Here is a 14,867-nt window from a genome sequence, read left to right as displayed (position 1 = left end):
CTCGTGCACTCGGTGAACCGGCGGTGGGGGGGGGGCCCCGGCCGGCCCCGGGTCACCCCGGGACGCGGGTGGCCCCCACAACCCGCGACAACACCCCGGCAACCCCGGGGCCACCGGCCCCCCCCCCCGGGCCCCCCCGCCCCTCTCGGCCTGTCGGCCCTCGGAACCGTCAGTTGTGGCCGAAGCGCCGCTGATGCTTACGGGCGACATCCGAAGGGCTGCCCTGGGACTGCGACTGCGGCTGGGCCTGCGACTCGTACGCCGTCGACTTCGCCTCCTCCGCGCCACGCTCCGCCGCGGACGCGCGGTCGTGCTGGCTGCCCTGCTTACGGTTCTTGTTCTTGGCCATGGTGATGCCTCCTGTGGGGAATCTCGGGGCCAGGACCGATGTCAGACTCACATAGCACCTCATATGCCGCATGTTGGATCATTACCCAGTGTAATCCGGGCGGTATCATGCGCCGTTTCCCGGATCCGCCACGCCGATGATCGAGTTCCGGACCTCAACCCTCCTGCGGTCGGGCAGACTCGAAGGAAACCCTGAGTAAGCGAACCCCGAGCAGGCGGACCCATCCCCCACGACCGGGTCCGCCGATCCGTTCCCGAATTCCTGGAAGAGGGTGGAACGCGTGGACCGTTGCGTCGTCCTGGTGGACGCCGGCTACCTGCTGGGCGCAGCCGCGAGCCTGCTGGCCGGAGAGCCCGCCCGTTCCCGCATCACCGTCGACCACGCGGCCCTGATCCAGGGTCTGCGCGAGGGCGCCGAGGCCGACACGGAACAGCCCCTGCTCCGGATCTACTGGTTCGACGGCGCCCCCGACCGGGTACCCCAGCCCGAGCACCGCAGGCTGCGCGTCATGCCCCGGGTCACCGTTCGACTGGGGGCGCTCACCCGCAGTGACGGGCGCTGGGCGCAGAAGGGCGTCGACGCCGCGATGCACGCCGAGCTCACGGAGCTGGCCAGAAATCGCGCCTGCTCCGACGTGGTGCTCGTGACCGGGGACGGCGACCTGCTGCCCGGACTGATGTCCGCCAAGGAACACGGGGTGGCCGTCCACCTCTGGGCCGTCCAGGCCGCCGACGGCGACTACAACCAGTCCGAGGACCTCGTCGCCGAGGCGGACGAGCGACGGGTGCTGGACCGGGCCTGGATCACCAGGGCCGTACGGGCCAAGGACACCGGCGGTGTGTGCGCACCGCCGCCCGTGCCGCGCCCCGAGATCGCCGCGATCCTCTCCGCGCCGCTGCCCGAGGCCGCCCTCGCCGCCTCGGCCGAGCGCGCGTCCGAGGCGCAGGCGGCGGCGCGCAACGGCACCGGCGCACCGGCCGACGAGGCCACCGCCCACCCGCAGCCCGCCCCCGGCCACAAGGGCGTCCCCACCCCCAAGGACCTGGCGAGCCTGCGTGCCCCCGGGGCCCAGGCCGCCCCGCACCCGGTCACGCCCCCCGCCGCCAACGCGACGCTGCGCTGGTCGTCCGACCGGGGCTGGGTGGAGCGCGGCGGAGCCCTCGGTGAACCGGCCGAGACCGCGTCGCTGCCGACCCTGGCCCAGCTCACCAGCGCCGAACAGCGCTGGGCGGACCGGGAGGAGGACATCACCACCGTCGGCGGCGACCCCTTCGAGGTCGGCCAGGTCTTCGCCCGGCGCTGGATGGAACGGCTGCCGGAAACCGTGCACCTGCAGAAGCTGTCCACCATGTACCCCCGCATCCCGCACCGCATCGACGGGGAACTCCTGAGATACGCGGCCCGGTTCGGGCTGCTCGCGCACAAGGACGACCAGATCGACGAGCACGACCGCTATGCCATCCGGGCGGGGTTCTGGCGGGAGATCGACGTACGGGCCGCCGCCGAGCACACCCCCGCAGGGGGGTAGGCGCGACGGCTCCGGAGCGGCGCTGTCCTGCCCCGGGCGCGATCCGGGGCGTCCGACCCCGTACTCTCGTACCTCGTGAGTACGGGCACAGCACAGGCGCAGACCGGGACCGTTTGCGCGGTGCGTGATCTGGTCAGGACCTATCCCGCCGTCCGCGGCCGGCGCGGCCGCGCGGCCACCCCCGAGGTGCGCGCCACCGACGGGATCAGCCTCGATGTCCGGCGTGGCGAGATCTTCGGCCTGCTCGGGCCCAACGGCGCGGGCAAGTCCACGCTCGTACGCCAGCTGACCGGCCTGATGCGGCCCGACTCCGGCAGTGTCGAGGTGCTGGGCCACGATCTCGTCCGCCACCCCGAGCGTGCCTCCCGGCTGATCGCCTACCTCGGGCAGGAGTCCACCGCGCTCGACGAGCTGACGGTGTCCCTCGCCGCCGAGACCACCGGGCGGCTGAGGGGCCTGCCGGTGCGGGAGGCGAGGGCCGAGCGCGACGCCGTCCTCGATGAGCTGGGGCTCACCGAGCTCGCCGGGCGCCCCCTGAACAAGCTGTCCGGCGGCCAGCGGCGGCTCGCCTGCTTCGCCGCCACGCTGGTCGGGGAGCGTCCCGTCCTCGTCCTGGACGAGCCGACGACGGGCATGGACCCCGTCGCCCGGCGCGCCGTGTGGTCCGCCGTCGACCGGCGGCGGGCGGAGCACGGCGCGACGGTCCTGCTCGTGACCCACAACGTGATCGAGGCCGAGACGGTGCTCGACCGGGTCGCGGTCATGGAGCGCGGCAAGGTCATCGCCTGTGACACCCCGGCCGGCCTCAAGGAACGGGTGGCGGGCGAGGTCCGGGTCGAGCTCGTGTGGCGAGAACGGGCACCGCTGGACGTCCCGGAGGTGGCCGCGCTGCGTGCCTCGGCGCAGGAGTCGGGGCGCCGCTGGGTGCTGCGGCTGGGACCGGACGAGGCCCGGGCGGCGGTGGCCGCGGTGACCGGCGGGGCCGCGTTCTCCTCGCTGGACGACTTCACGCTGGCCACGCCCAGCCTGGAGGACGTCTATCTGGCGCTCGGCGGGGACTCGGCCCGGGCGGCCGAGGGACTGGTGAAGGCGTGAACAGGTACGTGAAGAAGTCGAAGGGGAGCAGCGCCAGGTGACGAGCATCGTTCCCGCGGAGACCACCGGGACCAGGGCGAAGCTGTCCGGCCCGTTGGCCTCGACCGCCTCCGGCGGGTCCGCCCGCACGGCCCCCGCGCCCCTCGCGCCCCGGGCCCGGCTGCTGCCCTCGATGGCCGCCGTGTACCGGGCGCAGCTGTCGCGGGCGCGGGTCGCCCGGATCCCGCTGCTCTTCGTGGCGACCTTCCAGTCCATCGGGATCATGGTGCTGATGCGGGGGGTCGTCGACGGCGGAGCCGAGGCGCGTGCCGTGGTCGCGGGGTCCAGCGTGCTGGTGGTGGCCTTCGTGGCACTGAACCTGCTGGCCCAGTACTTCGGCCGGCTGCGGGCGGACGGCGGTCTCGACCACTACGCCACGCTGCCGGTGCCGCCCGCCGCGGTGGTACTGGGGGTGGCGGGGGCGTACGCCTCGTTCACCGTGCCCGGCACGATCGTCACGGCGGTCACGGGAAGCGTGCTGTTCGGGCTGCCCATGACACATCTGTGGGTGCTCGTCGCGGTCGTCCCGCTGTCCGGGGCCGCGCTCTCCGGGCTGGGCGCGGCGCTGGGTCTGCTGGCGCCGCGTCAGGAGCTGGCGACGCTGCTCGGGCAGCTGGGCATGTCGGCCGCGCTGCTGCTGGGCGTCCTGCCGGCCGACCGGTTGCCCGAGCCGGTCGGGTGGGCGCGGGATCTGCTGCCCTCGACGTACGGCGTCGAGGCGTTGTCCCGGTCCTTCGACTCCCACCCGGACTGGGCGGTCGTCGCCCTCGACCTCGCGGTGTGCGCGGCGGTGGGCGTCCTGTCGCTGGCCGTGGCGACCTGGGCGTACCGCCGGGCGGCGGTACGCTGACGGTCCGGTGAGGCGGTGTGCCGGACGGCCTGGCACGATGTCACCGTGACCGCACCGTTGACGCCGCCGCACCAGCCCCAGCCCCACGATCCGTGGCAGGCCCCGCCCTCGGGATCCCATGCCGTGCCCGGTGGTCCGGAGCCGCTGGACACGGCGGATTCGCGCGCGGAGCTGCCGCAGGCGGCCGTGATCGCCGCGATCCTGACGGCCGCGGGCATCGCGCTCGGGCTGCTGTGGCTGTGGCTGGCCCCCCGGGTGCCGCTGGTCTCCGACGACACGGCGGTCTTCCTCAAGAACAGTGAGGGCGAGGGGGCGATCGGGGCCGACGGCACCTTCGTGCTGCTCGCCCTCGGATTCGGCCTCGTGTCGGCCGCCGCCGTCTTCCTCTTCCGCAGGCGCGGAGGCATCCCGCTGGTGGTGGGACTGGCCCTGGGCGGGCTGCTCGGCTCCCTGCTGGCCTGGGGGATCGGTACCTGGTTCGGGCCGACGTCGGACGTGGTGGCCCACGCCAAGGAGGTCGGCAAGGGCGTCACCTTCGACGCGCCGCTCGAACTGCACGCGGTGGGCGCGGCGATGCTCGCCTGGCCCGTCGCGGCGATGATCGTGCACCTGGGGCTGACGGCGCTGTTCGGGCCGCGGGATCCGGAGCCGGAGTGGGGGGTTCCGTACGGGGAGCCGTACGCGCCCGGCTCGTATGCGCCCGGCACGTCCACCCCGGGCTCGTCCACACCGGGGCCGGACGCCTCGGACTCCCAGGGACCTTCCGCCTCCGGGGCGGAGCCTGCGTTCGGGGCCGGGCCCGCCGGTGAGGACGGCAGGTCCGCGGGGGAGTGGCCGCAGCGCCCGTAGCCGCTCCTGGCCGGGTGGGGCGGCCGGGCGGTCAGGTGCGGCCGACGGGGGCCAGTACGGCGTCCGTCAGGGCGGTCAGGTCCTGCGGGGACAGCTCGACCTCCAGGCCGCGCCGGCCCGCCGACACGCAGATCGTGGAATGTGTCCCCGCCGACGCGTCGAGCACCGTACGCAGCCGCTTGCGCTGGCCCAGCGGGGAGATGCCGCCCCGCACGTAGCCCGTCGTGCGCTCCGCCGCGGCCGGGTCCGCCATCGCCGCCCGCTTGCCGCCGACCGCCGATGCCAGCGCCTTCAGGTCCAGCGACCCGGCGACCGGCACCACCGCGACGACCAGCTCGCCGTCGACATCAGCGACCAGGGTCTTGAACACCCGGTCGGCCGGGACCCCGAGGGCCTCGGCGGCCTCCTCGCCGTAGGACGGGGACGAGGGGTCGTGCTCGTAGGAGTGGACCGTGAACACGGTGCCGGCCGCGGTCAGCGCCACCGTGGCCGGGGTGCCGCCGGACTGCTGCTTCTTCGCCTTCTTCGCCACCGGGCAGGGTCCTCGGGTCAGTTGGGGTGCGTGGGCGCGCGGGTCAGGTCGATCGCCGGGAGCGACGGGAGGTGCCGGATGACGGCCGTCTCCTTGCGCAGCAGCGCCAGCTCCTCGCGCAGCCGGGTCGCGGTGTCCGGTGCCTGGAGCAGCCGTTGCTTCGCCGGGACGTCGAGGACGGCCGCGGCGGCCACCAGGTACGAGACCACGGACGGGTCGTCCGGCAGGTCCGCCCCCGTCGTGAGGGAACGCTCGTTGGCTCCCGCGAGCCGCTTCTGATAGCCGCGGAAGGCCCGCAGGACACCCTCGGCGAGGGCTCCGGCCTCCTCGGCGGTCGAGTCGTCGCCGTCCTGGTCCTCCGGGTTCTCCGGCAGGTCCTCGACCTCGGCCGTCAGGAACGGGCCGTTCGCGTCGACCGAGAGCAGCCGGACCCGGGTGGTGCCGGTCGCCAGGACCTCGAAGCTGCCGTCAGCCCGCTCACGGATCTTCGCCGCGTCCGCGACACAGCCGACCCGGTGGAAGTTCTGGATCGGATCGGGCCCGAAGCCGTCGGCAGGGCCCCGCTCGACCGGGGCCGCGGCGGCGATCGTGCCCGGCATCCCGGTGGCCGTCGGGGCGGTCTCGCGGCCGTCGCGGATGGCGACCACCACGAAACGGCGCGGTTCGTCCTCGTCGATCGCGAGCAGCTCGCGCATCATGGCGCGATAACGCTCCTCGAAGACGTTGAGGGGCAGCACGAGGCCGGGAAACAGCACCGCGTTCAGCGGGAAGAGGGGAAGGCGAGCGGTGGTCACAACGGTCAAGCCTAATGGCCGCGGAGCCCGCCGTGTTCCGGCCGTCCACGCGAGGGCGTCGCGGCGGCCGCGCGGAGCCTCGCGTCCGCCCGCGCGTCCAGGAATCCGCCCAGCGCGTCCTCGGAGACGTACGCCCACGGGAACGACGTCACATGCCCCCCGATCAGCCGGAACTGCTCCAGCGCCTCCTCCGCGCGGCCCCGCGCGACCAGGACGTGGGCGAGGAGGTTACGGACCTCCGCGGGCCAGGGGTCACCGGCCGGGAAGCGCGCGGAGAGCCTGATCGCGAGGTCCGCCGCGGCGTCGATCCGGTCCTCCCGCACGGAGGTGGCCCGCCCGGCGGCTTCCTCGTCGCACAGCAGGGCGAAGGCCGCCCGCACCGGGAGCGCCTGCACCAGGGAGTCCGCCGCGGCGTCCTCGGCCGCCCGCTCGGCGAAGTCGAAGCACTCGCGGTGCGAGCCGTACCAGGCGGCCGAAAGGTACCGCAGCGCGGCGACATGGCAGCCGTAGTGGTGCGGGGAGCGGCGTACGGCCTGCTCCCACAGCGCCTCGAAGACCGTGTGCGTGGCGTGCGTGCCACGGGCGTGGTCCAGGGCGAGCCGCCACGGCACGGGGTCGCGGGGGTCGGCCTCGGTGGCCGCCGCGATGAGCGGGGCCACCTCGCGCAGCAGTTCGGCGTGGGCGGGGGACTCCCAGGCACGGTGTACGGCCAGTTCGGCCTTGACGAGCAGGGCGTCCGGGTCGCGCGGGGCGGTGGCCAGCCACTCGGTGAGCCAGCCGTCGCGGTTGCGGGCGAAGGCGACCAGGCGGGACAGACAGCGGTCGCGCGTCTCCCACTCGGCGGCTTCGCGGGTGGTGGCCATGAGCTCCGCGGCGGGTCCGAACTCTCCCAGGGCGGCCGCGACCAGAGCGGGGGGCAGCCGCTCGTCGGGTGCGTCGAGCAGCACCGCGTCGTCCGCGGGCGGCCCGGCCGACAGCCCGGGGCCGTACCGGGACGCGCGCGCGGAACTCAGCAGTGCGCGGAGGGAAGCCATGGTGCAGACCATTGAAAAGCCCTGGTGAGGGCGGCGCCAGGGGTGCACTGTGAAGCTTCTGTGGCGAGTGCGGGGGTTGCCCTCGGCGAGGTCAAGAAAGGGTAAAGGAAGCGTCGGGCGACGGCTTGATTCCGCCGCTCCGGCGGACCCGGCCCGCTCACCGGGACGGGTCTCGACAGGTCCTTCGACCGCCGCCGCTCCGGGATTCCACCGGAGATCAGGCCGGAACGGGGAGCTTCCGGATCAGCCGCGGCGCAGCAGCCGGGAGGCGCCCGCCGCCACCGTCGTGGCCAGTATCCACCCCAGCAGGACGAGGGCCGCCGCGGCCCACTGCCAGCCGTCCTCCATCCTCCAGTAGCCGTCCTGGCCGAGATTGATCACCGGCACCAGCAGATCCAGCGCGTACAGCGGGGCGTTCCACTGCGGATGCTCCTCGCCCTTGATCGGCGCCGGGTCGTAGCGCGAGAAGGCGACCGCCCCCGCCGCCCACAGCACCGCCATCCACACGGCGGCCCGCCCCGGCCGGTAGCCGTACGCCACCGTCCAGTCCTGGAGATAGCCCCACAGCCTCGCCGCGGGCGGCAGCGTCTCGCGGCGGCGCCGCTGCTTGGCGAGCAGCACCTCGCGGGCGTCCGCGTCCTCCCCGCAGCTGCGCAGGACCGTCGCGAGGCGCTCGTACGGCTCCGGGACGTACTCCGGCGTCGCGGCCAGCACCCACTCCAGGCGCCGGGAGAGCGGGAAGTGGCCGTACGGGACGAGGTTCTCGTAGACGAAGCCGCCCATCGCCAGCCCGCCGGGACCCGGCCAGCTGGTCGACACGTCGATCAGCGTGACGACCTTCGCCCCGTTCAGCACGACCCGGCCCTCCTCCGGGCGCTCCGCGTTGAACCGGAGCTCGGGTGTCACGATCCGGCGCAGCGACAGCTCCTCGTCGCCGGTCAGCACGAACCGGGCCTTGTGCAGGTCCACCGCGTCGCCGAACCGCCCGTCGTCGAGCCGGACCGCGCCCCGGCACTCGAAGACCTGCGCACGGATCCCACGGGCCGGACCGATGCCGCGCGCGATGCCGTACGGGGGAGTGGTGCCCTGGTTGCCCGTGTCGATGCTCACCCAGGCCTCGGTCATGTACAGCGTGCGCTCGACGCTCAGCTGTGGGGCGTTCAGCGCCCGCCGCCCGTCCGACGCGCGCAGCCGGCTGCCGCGCAGGCTCAGCGAACCGCCGACCTTCGCCCCGCGCAGGCTCAGCTCGCCGCGCGTCTCGATCATCTCGGCCTGCAGGTCCTGGGCCACCGACATCCCGTCCCCGACGAACGCGAGGCCGCGCCGGTCGGGGCCCACGCTGAGCTGGTTGATCAACAGGTCCGTGCCGATCTGCGCGTCGGTCAGCCGGATGCCGCGCTCCACCCGGCAGCGCGGCAGATGCAGATCACCCTCCGTGTGCAGCCGGGCGGCGTCCAGCCTCGGCACCGCGCAGCCCACCATCCTCAGCGTCGTGAAATGGCACTCCGGAAGCACCACCTCCTGCTCGAAACGACAGCCGGTGAGCTCCACGTACGGAGACACCCGGCCGCCCGCCAGGTCCAGCTTCCCGGTGACGCGCACACCCCGGAGCTTCAGCGCCGCCACCCGCCCCGGCCTCGCCGGCGGGCCGCTCAGCAGCAGCCGTGCCACCGTCCGCGCTCCGACACTCCGCTCCGGACCCCAGACGTGCGGGGCGAACGGATTGTCGCGCACCGGGTCGTGGGAGCGCAGATCGTAGGTCGTGCCGTTCCGGAAGGACTGCCACATGCCCAGCTCCGCGGCGCTGAGCCCGTCCGGGATCTCGCCGTCGTGCGGCTCGGTCACTGCCTCACCTCCGCCTGCGCGGATCGTCCGCGCTCGTACAACCGTTCTTCCCGCTGTGTGACGGCGTGAACGCTAACGGTCAGCAGTGACAGCCGGGAGATATATCAGCCAGTGATACGGACGACCGGGCGCCGGAACCGGTCTGAGAGAATTGGGACGTGATCTCTCGAATCGATCTGCGCGGCACCGCCCTCCCCGAGGGCGGCGACCTGCGCGACCTGCTGCCCCGTGCCGAGTTCGACGTGGAAGCCGCCCTGGAGACGGTGCGGCCCATCTGCGAGGACGTACGCCATCGTGGCTCCGCGGCAGTGATCGAGTGGGGGGAGAAACTCGACGGCGTCCGCATCGACGCGATCCGGGTCCCGGCCGGCGCGATCACCGCGGCGCTGGAGACGCTCGACCCCGCCGTGCGCGCCGCCCTGGAGGAGTCGATCCGCCGCGCCCGTCTCGTCCACCGCGAGCAGCGCCGCACCACGCACACCACCCAGGTCGTCCCCGGCGGCACGGTCACCGAGAAGTGGGTGCCCGTCGAGCGCGTCGGGCTGTACGTCCCCGGCGGACGCTCGGTCTACCCCTCCTCCGTCGTCATGAACGTCGTCCCCGCCCAGGAGGCCGGAGTCGAGGGCATCGCCGTCGCCTCCCCGCCCCAGAAGGAGTTCGGCGGGCTGCCGCACCCCACGATCCTCGCCGCCTGCGCCCTCCTCGGCGTCGACGAGGTGTACGCCGCCGGCGGCTCCCAGGCCATCGCGATGTTCGCGTACGGCACCGAGGACTGTCTGCCCGTGAACCTCGTCACCGGACCCGGCAACATCTACGTCGCCGCCGCCAAGCGCCTCCTCAAGGGCCGCATCGGCATCGACGCCGAGGCCGGACCCACCGAGATCGCGATCCTCGCCGACGCGAGCGCCGACCCGGTGCACGTCGCCGCCGACCTGATCAGCCAGGCCGAGCACGACCCGATGGCCGCCGCCGTCCTCGTCACCGACTCCGAGGAGCTGGCCGCCGCCACCGAGGCGGAGCTGAGGCCGCAGGTCGCCGCGACCAAGCACGTCACCGATCGGATCGAGCCCGCACTCGCCGGCCGCCAGTCCGCGATCGTCCTGGTCAACGACCTGGAGGACGGCCTCAAGGTCGTCGACGCCTACGCCGCGGAACACCTGGAGATCCAGACCGAGAACGCCGCCGCCGTCGCCGGCCGGGTCCGCAACGCCGGCGCGGTCTTCGTCGGCCCCTGGTCGCCCGTCTCCCTCGGCGACTACTGCGCCGGCTCCAACCACGTCCTGCCCACCGGCGGCTGCGCCTGCCACTCCTCGGGCCTGTCCGTGCAGTCCTTCCTGCGCGGCATCCACATCGTCGACTACTCGCGCGACGCGCTCGCCGAGGTCACCCACCACGTGGTGACCCTCGCCGAGGCGGAGGACCTCCCCGCCCACGGTGCCGCGCTCAAGGCCAGGTTCGGCTGGAAGGTTCCGCAAGCGTGACGAACACAAGTGTGACGAACGACAGCAACGCCTGGGACGAGCTCCCCATCCGTGACGAGCTGCGCGGCCAGTCCCCGTACGGGGCGCCCCAGCTCGACGTACCGGTCCGGCTGAACACCAACGAGAATCCGTACCCGCTGCCCGACGCGCTCGTCGACCGCATCGCCGAACGGGTCCGGGAAGCCGCGCGCAACCTCAACCGCTACCCCGACCGCGACGCCGTGGAGCTCCGCACCGAGCTGGCCCGCTACCTCACCCGCACCGCCGGGCACGAGGTCGGACGCGCCAACGTCTGGGCGGCCAACGGTTCCAACGAGGTGCTGCAGCAGCTGCTGCAGACCTTCGGCGGCCCCGGGCGCACCGCGATCGGCTTCGAGCCCTCGTACTCGATGCACGCCCTCATCGCCCGCGGCACCGGCACCGGCTGGATCTCCGGGCCGCGCAACGAGGACTTCACCATCGACGTGGAGGCCGCGAAGAAGGCCGTCGCCGAGCACCGCCCCGAGGTGGTCTTCATCACCTCGCCCAACAACCCCACCGGTACCGCCGTCGACGCGGACACCGTCCTCGCCCTGTACGACGCCGCCCAGGCCGCCCGCCCCTCGATGGTCGTCATCGACGAGGCGTACGGCGAATTCAGCCACCACCCCTCGCTGCTCCCCCTGATCGAGGGCCGGCCGAACCTGGTGCTCTCGCGCACCATGTCCAAGGCGTTCGGCGCCGCGGGCCTGCGCCTGGGCTACCTCGCCGCCGCTCCGGCGGTCGTCGACGCGGTCCAGCTGGTGCGCCTGCCGTACCACCTGTCCTCCGTCACCCAGGCCACCGCGCTCGCCGCCCTGGAGCACACCGATACGCTGCTGGGATATGTCGCGCAGCTCAAGAGCGAGCGCGACCGGCTGGTCGACGGGCTGCGGGAGCTCGGCTTCGCCGTGACCGACTCGGACGCCAACTTCGTCCAGTTCGGCCGCTTCGCCGACAGCCGCACCGCCTGGCAGCAGATCCTCGACCGGGGCGTCCTGGTCCGGGACAACGGCGTACCGGGGTGGCTGCGGGTCTCCGCGGGAACCCCGGCAGAGAACGACGCGTTCCTCGATGCGGTGCGCGAACTGAAGAAGGAGCACGACGCATGAGCCGCGTAGGCAGGGTGGAACGGACCACCAAGGAGACCTCCGTACTCGTCGAGATCAACCTCGACGGGACCGGCAAGGTCGATGTCGCGACCGGGGTCGGCTTCTACGACCACATGCTCGACCAGCTCGGCCGCCACGGCCTCTTCGACCTCACGGTCAAGACCGAGGGCGACCTGCACATCGACTCGCACCACACGATCGAGGACACCGCCCTCGCGCTCGGCGCCGCCTTCAGGCAGGCACTCGGCGACAAGGTCGGCATCTACCGCTTCGGCAACTGCACCGTCCCGCTGGACGAGTCGCTCGCCCAGGTCACCGTCGACCTCTCCGGCCGCCCGTACCTGGTGCACACCGAGCCCGAGAAGATGGCGCCGATGATCGGCGAGTACGACACGACGATGACCCGGCACATCCTGGAGTCCTTCGTCGCCCAGGCGCAGATCGCCCTGCACGTCCACGTCCCGTACGGCCGCAACGCCCACCACATCGTGGAGTGCCAGTTCAAGGCCCTGGCCCGCGCCCTGCGCTACGCCAGCGAGCACGACCCGCGCGCGGCCGGGATCCTTCCGTCCACGAAGGGCGCCCTGTGACCGGCCTCAACACCGTGCTCATCGTCGTCGGCCTCTTCCTGGCCGGCGGCGTCTACTCCTTCTGGAAGCAGGGCCTGCCCAAGGGCGTCGTCGTGCTTCTCGGGATCGGATCCGTGATGTGCCTGGTCGCAGGCGTCATGCGGATCCAGGGAATCTGGGACTGAGGGCAGGACTGTGAGCAACACCAAGAAGGTCGTCGTCTTCGACTACGGCTTCGGCAACGTGCGTTCCGCCGAGCGGGCCCTCGCCCACGTCGGCGCGGACGTGGAGATCACCCGCGACTTCGACACGGCGATGAACGCCGACGGGCTGCTCGTCCCCGGCGTAGGAGCCTTCTCGGCCTGCATGGAAGGCCTGAAGCAGGCACGCGGCGAATGGATCATCGGCCGCAGGCTGTCCGGCGGCCGGCCCGTCATGGGCATCTGCGTCGGCATGCAGATCCTCTTCGAGCGCGGCATCGAGCACGGTGTCGAGACCGAGGGCCTCGACGAGTGGCCCGGAACCGTCGGCCCGCTCAAGGCCGACATCGTCCCGCACATGGGCTGGAACACCGTCGAATCCCCCGAGGGCTCCCAGCTCTTCGCCGGACTCGACCCCGAGGCCCGCTACTACTTCGTGCACTCCTACGCGGCGCACGACTGGTCCCTCGAAGTGACCAACGCCAAGATCCGTGCCCCCAAGGTCACTTGGGCCACACACGGAGAGCGGTTCGTGGCCGCCGTGGAGAACGGCGCGCTGTGGGCCACCCAGTTCCACCCCGAGAAGTCCGGCGATGCCGGCGCCCAGCTGCTGACCAACTGGATCGAGACGCTGTAATGCCGAAGCTTGAACTGCTCCCCGCCGTCGACGTCCGCGACGGCCAGGCCGTACGCCTCGTCCACGGCGAGTCCGGCTCCGAGACCTCCTACGGCTCCCCGCTGGAAGCGGCCCTCGCCTGGCAGCGCGCCGGTGCCGAGTGGCTGCACCTCGTCGACCTGGACGCCGCCTTCGGCACCGGTGACAACCGCGCGCTGATCGCCGAAGTGGCCGGTGCCATGGACATCAAGGTCGAGCTCTCCGGCGGCATCCGCGACGACGCCTCGCTCGCCGCCGCCCTCGCCACGGGCTGCCGTCGCGTCAACCTCGGCACCGCGGCCCTGGAGACCCCCGAGTGGGTCGCCAAGGTCATCGCCGAGCACGGCGACAAGATCGCGGTCGGCCTCGACGTCCGCGGCACCACGCTGCGCGGCCGAGGCTGGACCCGCGACGGCGGCGACCTCTACGAGACGCTCGCCCGCCTCGACTCCGAGGGCTGCGCCCGCTACGTCGTCACCGACATCGCCAAGGACGGCACGCTCGAGGGCCCCAACCTGGCCCTCCTGCGCGACGTCTGCGCCGCCACCGACAAGCCCGTCGTCGCCTCCGGCGGCGTCTCCTCCCTGGCCGACCTCCGCGCGATCTCCCTGCTGGTCCCGGAAGGCGTCGAGGGCGCCATCGTCGGCAAGGCGCTGTACGCCGAGGCGTTCACCCTGGAGGAGGCACTGAAGGCGGTCTCCGCATGACGGACTCCGTACGCCGCATCTCCTCCGGCGCCCCGTGGGAGGAGAGATTCGGCTACTCCCGCGCGGTGGAGCTCCCCAGCGGTCAGGTCCTGGTCTCCGGCTGCACCTCCCTGGTCAACGGCCAGATCTCCGCGGGCAGTCCGTACGAGCAGACCGTCACCTCCTTCCAGGTCGCCTTCGACGCCCTGAAGCAGGCCGGGCTCGGCCGCGAAGACGTCGTCCGCACCCGGATGTACATCACGCACGCCCGGGACGTCGACGAGGTGGGCCGCGCCCACAAGGAGCTGTTCGACGACGTCCGCCCCGCCGCCTCCATGATCATCGTGTCCGGCTTCGTCGACCCCAGCCTGGTCGTCGAGGTCGAGGTCGAGGCCTTCCGGGCAGGTGAGCGATGACCCTCGCCGTACGGGTCATCCCGTGCCTGGACGTCGACAACGGCCGTGTCGTCAAGGGCGTCAACTTCCAGAACCTGCGCGACGCGGGCGACCCCGTGGAGATGGCCAAGCTGTACGACGCCGAGGGTGCCGACGAGCTGACCTTCCTGGACATCACCGCCTCCAGCGGCGACCGCGAGACGACGTACGACGTGGTGCGCCGCACCGCCGAGCAGGTCTTCATCCCGCTCACCGTCGGCGGCGGGGTCCGCACCACCGACGACGTGGACAAGCTGCTGCGGGCCGGGGCCGACAAGGTCGGGGTCAACACCGCGGCCATCGCCCGCCCCGAGCTGGTCCGGGAGATCGCCGAACGCTTCGGGCGCCAGGTGCTCGTGCTGTCCGTCGACGCCCGCCGTACCCCGGAGGGCACCTTCGAGGTGACGACGCACGGCGGCCGCAGGGGCACCGGCATCGACGCCGTCGAGTGGGCCCACCGGGCCGCCGAACTCGGCGCGGGCGAGATCCTCCTCAACTCGATGGACGCCGACGGCACGAAGGACGGCTACGACACCGAGATGATCAAGGCGGTACGGGCGCACGTCACCGTCCCCGTCATCGCCTCCGGCGGTGCGGGCCGGCTCGCGGACTTCCCGCCGGCCGTCGGGGCGGGCGCCGACGCGGTCCTCGCCGCGTCCGTCTTCCACTTCGGTGACCTGCGGATCTCCGAGGTCAAGGGTGCTCTCCGGGAGGCCGGACACCCGGTCCGCTGACCCGGGCCCGGAAGAGGGCCGGTCGAGAAGACCGGCGATCTCGCCGATGTGCGCGCACGGGGT

General features: G+C 72.8%; 17 protein-coding genes. 12 read left to right on the top strand and 5 right to left on the bottom strand.

Annotation, left to right across the window (positions count from 1 at the left end; translation table 11 throughout):
* Window positions 1-169: 169 nt before the first annotated feature.
* Window positions 170-349, bottom strand: coding sequence for a hypothetical protein (locus tag ACFWVP_RS28640; RefSeq protein ID WP_384500860.1), 180 nt, complete (start codon window positions 347-349; stop codon window positions 170-172).
* Between the two features lie 271 nt (window positions 350-620).
* Here ACFWVP_RS28640 and ACFWVP_RS28635 point away from each other — a divergent pair, with 271 nt between their 5' ends.
* From ACFWVP_RS28635 to ACFWVP_RS28620, 4 genes are all read left to right on the top strand, one after another.
* Complete coding sequence (locus ACFWVP_RS28635) at window positions 621-1,877, top strand: NYN domain-containing protein (RefSeq protein ID WP_384500859.1); 1,257 nt, start codon at window positions 621-623, stop codon at window positions 1,875-1,877.
* A 75-nt stretch (window positions 1,878-1,952) separates the two neighbouring features.
* The gene (locus ACFWVP_RS28630; RefSeq protein ID WP_384500858.1) at window positions 1,953-2,972 is read left to right on the top strand and encodes an ABC transporter ATP-binding protein; all 1,020 of its coding nucleotides are present in this window, start codon (window positions 1,953-1,955) and stop codon (window positions 2,970-2,972) included.
* Between the two features lie 37 nt (window positions 2,973-3,009).
* Window positions 3,010-3,861 carry an ABC transporter permease gene (locus ACFWVP_RS28625; RefSeq protein ID WP_384500857.1) on the top strand — a complete coding sequence of 284 codons (852 nt, stop codon included), beginning with the start codon at window positions 3,010-3,012 and terminating at the stop codon, window positions 3,859-3,861.
* Between the two features lie 15 nt (window positions 3,862-3,876).
* Window positions 3,877-4,710, top strand: a complete 834-nt coding sequence (locus ACFWVP_RS28620; protein WP_384500856.1) for an ABC transporter permease — start codon at window positions 3,877-3,879, stop codon at window positions 4,708-4,710.
* Window positions 4,711-4,741: 31 nt separating this feature from the next.
* On the opposite strand, the gene ybaK is transcribed toward ACFWVP_RS28620, so the two are convergent.
* From ybaK to ACFWVP_RS28600, 4 genes are all read right to left on the bottom strand, one after another.
* Window positions 4,742-5,242 carry a Cys-tRNA(Pro) deacylase gene (gene ybaK, locus ACFWVP_RS28615; RefSeq protein WP_384500855.1) on the bottom strand — a complete coding sequence of 167 codons (501 nt, stop codon included), beginning with the start codon at window positions 5,240-5,242 and terminating at the stop codon, window positions 4,742-4,744.
* A 17-nt stretch (window positions 5,243-5,259) separates the two neighbouring features.
* Window positions 5,260-6,036, bottom strand: coding sequence for an LON peptidase substrate-binding domain-containing protein (locus tag ACFWVP_RS28610; protein WP_384500854.1), 777 nt, complete (start codon window positions 6,034-6,036; stop codon window positions 5,260-5,262).
* Window positions 6,037-6,047: 11 nt separating this feature from the next.
* Window positions 6,048-7,082 carry a hypothetical protein gene (locus tag ACFWVP_RS28605; protein WP_384500853.1) on the bottom strand — a complete coding sequence of 345 codons (1,035 nt, stop codon included), beginning with the start codon at window positions 7,080-7,082 and terminating at the stop codon, window positions 6,048-6,050.
* Between the two features lie 231 nt (window positions 7,083-7,313).
* Entirely contained in the window at window positions 7,314-8,915 is a 1,602-nt protein-coding gene (locus tag ACFWVP_RS28600; protein WP_384500852.1) for an oxidoreductase, read from the bottom strand.
* Window positions 8,916-9,073: 158 nt separating this feature from the next.
* Between ACFWVP_RS28600 and hisD the strand changes: the two genes are divergently transcribed.
* From hisD to hisF, 8 genes are read left to right on the top strand one after another with little or no spacing between them, the layout of a single operon-like run.
* Window positions 9,074-10,396, top strand: a complete 1,323-nt coding sequence (gene hisD, locus ACFWVP_RS28595; protein ID WP_384500851.1) for a histidinol dehydrogenase — start codon at window positions 9,074-9,076, stop codon at window positions 10,394-10,396.
* Window positions 10,393-11,526 (top strand): histidinol-phosphate transaminase, encoded by a 1,134-nt coding sequence (locus ACFWVP_RS28590; RefSeq protein WP_384500850.1) that lies wholly within the window; start codon window positions 10,393-10,395, stop codon window positions 11,524-11,526. The genes hisD and ACFWVP_RS28590 overlap by 4 nt, the downstream gene beginning before the upstream one ends.
* Window positions 11,523-12,116 (top strand): imidazoleglycerol-phosphate dehydratase HisB, encoded by a 594-nt coding sequence (gene hisB, locus ACFWVP_RS28585; RefSeq protein WP_099176212.1) that lies wholly within the window; start codon window positions 11,523-11,525, stop codon window positions 12,114-12,116. The genes ACFWVP_RS28590 and hisB overlap by 4 nt, the downstream gene beginning before the upstream one ends.
* Window positions 12,113-12,280 (top strand): hypothetical protein, encoded by a 168-nt coding sequence (locus ACFWVP_RS28580; protein ID WP_326697023.1) that lies wholly within the window; start codon window positions 12,113-12,115, stop codon window positions 12,278-12,280. The genes hisB and ACFWVP_RS28580 overlap by 4 nt, the downstream gene beginning before the upstream one ends.
* A gap of 10 nt (window positions 12,281-12,290) precedes the next feature.
* Window positions 12,291-12,932, top strand: a complete 642-nt coding sequence (hisH, locus tag ACFWVP_RS28575; protein WP_384500849.1) for an imidazole glycerol phosphate synthase subunit HisH — start codon at window positions 12,291-12,293, stop codon at window positions 12,930-12,932.
* Complete coding sequence (gene priA, locus ACFWVP_RS28570) at window positions 12,932-13,657, top strand: bifunctional 1-(5-phosphoribosyl)-5-((5-phosphoribosylamino)methylideneamino)imidazole-4-carboxamide isomerase/phosphoribosylanthranilate isomerase PriA (protein WP_384500848.1); 726 nt, start codon at window positions 12,932-12,934, stop codon at window positions 13,655-13,657. Before hisH ends, priA begins: the two co-directional genes overlap by 1 nt.
* On the top strand, window positions 13,654-14,052 hold the full coding sequence (locus tag ACFWVP_RS28565; RefSeq protein WP_384500847.1) for a RidA family protein: 399 nt from the start codon (window positions 13,654-13,656) through the stop codon (window positions 14,050-14,052). The genes priA and ACFWVP_RS28565 overlap by 4 nt, the downstream gene beginning before the upstream one ends.
* Window positions 14,049-14,804: an imidazole glycerol phosphate synthase subunit HisF gene (hisF, locus tag ACFWVP_RS28560; protein WP_384500846.1), complete on the top strand. Its 756-nt coding sequence runs from the start codon at window positions 14,049-14,051 to the stop codon at window positions 14,802-14,804. The genes ACFWVP_RS28565 and hisF overlap by 4 nt, the downstream gene beginning before the upstream one ends.
* Window positions 14,805-14,867 lie beyond the last annotated feature (63 nt).

The sequence above is a fragment of the Streptomyces sp. NPDC058637 genome (assembly GCF_042717325.1).
In the GTDB taxonomy this organism is placed as follows: domain Bacteria; phylum Actinomycetota; class Actinomycetes; order Streptomycetales; family Streptomycetaceae; genus Streptomyces.
Note: the sequence above shows the minus strand (reverse complement) of the source record. Positions and strands in the feature narration are given on the sequence as shown.

Bases quoted from the DNA above. Each gene is read 5' to 3' on its own strand.
- ACFWVP_RS28640 (WP_384500860.1), bottom strand. From the start codon at position 349: ATGGCCAAGAACAAGAACCGTAAGCAGGGCAGCCAGCACGACCGCGCG.
- ACFWVP_RS28605 (WP_384500853.1), bottom strand. From the start codon at position 7,082: ATGGTCTGCACCATGGCTTCCCTCCGCGCACTGCTGAGTTCCGCGCGC.
- hisB (WP_099176212.1), top strand. From the start codon at position 11,523: ATGAGCCGCGTAGGCAGGGTGGAACGGACCACCAAGGAGACCTCCGTA.
- priA (WP_384500848.1), top strand. From the start codon at position 12,932: ATGCCGAAGCTTGAACTGCTCCCCGCCGTCGACGTCCGCGACGGCCAG.
- ACFWVP_RS28565 (WP_384500847.1), top strand. From the start codon at position 13,654: ATGACGGACTCCGTACGCCGCATCTCCTCCGGCGCCCCGTGGGAGGAG.
- hisF (WP_384500846.1), top strand. From the start codon at position 14,049: ATGACCCTCGCCGTACGGGTCATCCCGTGCCTGGACGTCGACAACGGC.